Here is a 2,686-nt window from a genome sequence, read left to right on the forward strand (position 1 = left end):
ACCTGGCATTGGTGCTCACCCGCCGCCGATTCTTCAAATAGCGGCACGGAACCTGTCGCGTGCCTTCGACTCCCCCTCCCATGCGTGCATTGAATCCCGTGACCCCCTGGCCGCGTCTGGCGGCTGCGTTGATGATGCTGGCGGCCGCGCTGTGCGTGCTGCCCGGCGCGGCGCGGGCCGCCGACGATTTCCTCGACCCTGCGGTGGCCTTTCGCTTCGATGCGAAGCCGCTGGACGCGAAGAGCGTCGAGGTCAGCTTCGCGATCGCGCCGGGCTACTACCTCTACCGGGAGCAGTTCAAATTCGCGGCCGGCGGAGCGACGCTCGGCGAGCCGGTCATCCCGCCGGGCAAGGTGAAGTTCGACGAGACCTTCCAGAAGAACGTCGAGACCTACCGCGACGTGATCCGCATCGTCGTGCCGGTGCAGCAGGCCGCGCCGAGCTTCACGCTGACGGTGACGAGCCAGGGGTGTGCCGACAAGGGCCTGTGCTATCCGCCGCGCGAGACGCAGGCGGAGATCGGCCTGAGCGGCTTCGGCGGCGACGGGACGGCGCGGCTGGTGGCGGCGGGCGGCAGCGGTGCCACGTCGTCGAGCGTCGCGCCCTCCACCGGCTCAGCCGCCGCGGCCCTGGCGCGGACGGAGGCCACGCCGCCGTCGCCGTCATCGGCAGTGTCGACATCCACCGACAGCGCCGGCATCGACGCCGCGTTGCGCGGTGGCCGTTTCTGGACCGTGGTCGGCGTGTTCTTCCTGGCCGGCGTGCTGCTGTCGCTGACGCCCTGCGTGCTGCCGATGCTGCCGATCCTGTCGTCGATCATCGTCGGGCAGGGGCACAGCGTGACCCGCTCGCGCGGGCTGGCGCTGGCCGCGAGCTACTCGCTCGGCATGGCGCTGGTCTACACCGCGTTCGGCGTGGCGGCGGGGCTGGCCGGCGTCGGGCTCGCGGCGGCGCTGCAGAACCCGTGGGTGCTGGGCGTGTTCGCGCTGGGGCTGGTGGCGCTCGCGGTCTCGATGTTCGGCGTGTATGAGTTGCAGTTGCCGGCGGCGCTGACCGGCCGCCTGACCGAAGCCTCGCAGCAACTGCCGGCCGGGCGCATGGCCAGCGTGTTCGCGATGGGCGGCGTGTCGGCGTTGATCGTGAGCCCGTGCGTGGCCGCGCCGCTGGCCGGTGCGCTGGTGTACCTGAGCCAGACACGCGACGTGCTGCTCGGTGGCACGGCCTTGTTCTCGCTGGCGGCCGGCATGAGCATCCCGCTGCTGCTGGTCGGGGCGTCGGCCGGCACGCTGCTGCCGCGTGCCGGCGCATGGATGGACGGCGTCAAGCGCCTGTTCGGCCTGATGCTGCTGGCGGTGGCGTTGTACACGGTGCAGCCGGTGCTGCCGGCCACGCTGGCGCTGGCGCTGTGGGGCGCGTTGCTGATCGGTGCGGCGGTGGTGGCGTTGGCCGGGGGCGCGCACGCGCCGGCGACGGCGCCGGGCACGCTGCTGCGCAAGTCGGGTGCGGCGGTGCTGGCCTTGCTGGGCACGCTGCAACTGGTGGGCGCGGCCTCGGGCGGCACCGATCCGCTGCAGCCGCTCGGGCATTTGCGGGGTGGCGGTGCCGTCGCGGCAGCGCATGGGCCGACCTTCGCGACGGTGCGCAGCGTTGCCGAGCTCGATGCCGCGCTGCGCAGCGCGGGCCGGCCGGTGATGCTCGACTTCTATGCCGACTGGTGCGTGTCGTGCAAGGAAATGGAGCGCTTCACGTTCACCGACGCGGCGGTGCAGGCGAAGCTCGCGAACGCGCTGCTGCTGAAGGCCGACGTCACGAAGAACAACGACGACGATCGCGCGCTGCTGAAGCGCTTCCGCCTGTTCGGCCCGCCGGGCACGATCTTCTTCTCGGCGGACGGTCGTGAAATGCAGGGCACCCGCGTGATCGGCTTCCAGAAGRCCGAAGAGTTTCTCGTGACATTGCAGCGGGCCGGTCTGTAAACCTCGCAATGCCATCAGTTCCTGTGCTATAGTCACAGGCTCAGTCGCGGGGTGGAGCAGTCTGGTAGCTCGTTGGGCTCATAACCCAAAGGTCGTTGGTTCAAATCCAGCCCCCGCAACCAAATCCAGAACAAGAAGGCCCTCCATGCGAGGGCCTTTTTGCATTTCAAATCTGGCGCGGGATGTGGCGCAGACTTTGCGACATGCAGGTCCTGCAGTCCTGCAGATTCAACAGGGTCAACCATGAACATCAAACCAACAATCTTGTTTCTGTGCGCGGCGGCTGTGCTGTCGTGCAACGTGATCGCCCAAGCTGCTGATGCAGGCGTGGTCACCTTGACGCCGGAAGAAATGAAATGGGACACGGGCGGCCTCGCCGTGCGCGGCATCTCCCAGGCGATCCTGATCGGCGACCCGGCCAAGCCGGGGCCTTACACGATCCGACTGAAAGTGCCCGCCGGCTACAAGCTTGCCCCGCACACGCACCCCGATTTCCGGCAGATCACCGTGCTGTCCGGCACTTGGTACACGGGCTATGGCGAGAAGTGGGATGCCAAGGCCCTGAAAGCCCTGCCCGCGGGCAGTTTCTACACCGAGCCGGCCAACGTCCCCCACTTCGTCGAAGTGCGGGACGAGACCATCGTTCAAGTGACCGGCATGGGTCCCGGCGGACGGCACTTCGTGAACCCCGCCGACGAACAGAAGTACGG

2 protein-coding genes and 1 tRNA gene are annotated in these 2,686 nt (G+C 68.5%); all 3 read left to right on the plus strand.

All coding sequences use genetic code 11. The features are described from left to right. Nucleotides 1–98 precede the first annotated feature (98 nt). Nucleotides 99–1,976 (plus strand): protein-disulfide reductase DsbD, encoded by a 1,878-nt coding sequence (gene dsbD / locus AC1D12_RS30415; RefSeq protein ID WP_477844962.1) that lies wholly within the window; start codon nt 99–101, stop codon nt 1,974–1,976. A gap of 45 nt (nt 1,977–2,021) precedes the next feature. Next, nucleotides 2,022–2,098, plus strand: a tRNA-Met gene (locus AC1D12_RS30420). Between the two features lie 121 nt (nt 2,099–2,219). After that, the coding region (locus AC1D12_RS30425; protein WP_477844963.1) for a cupin domain-containing protein at nt 2,220–2,686 on the plus strand (467 nt) is incomplete at its 3' end.

Source organism: Rhizobacter sp. P1_G5 (genome assembly GCF_056405435.1).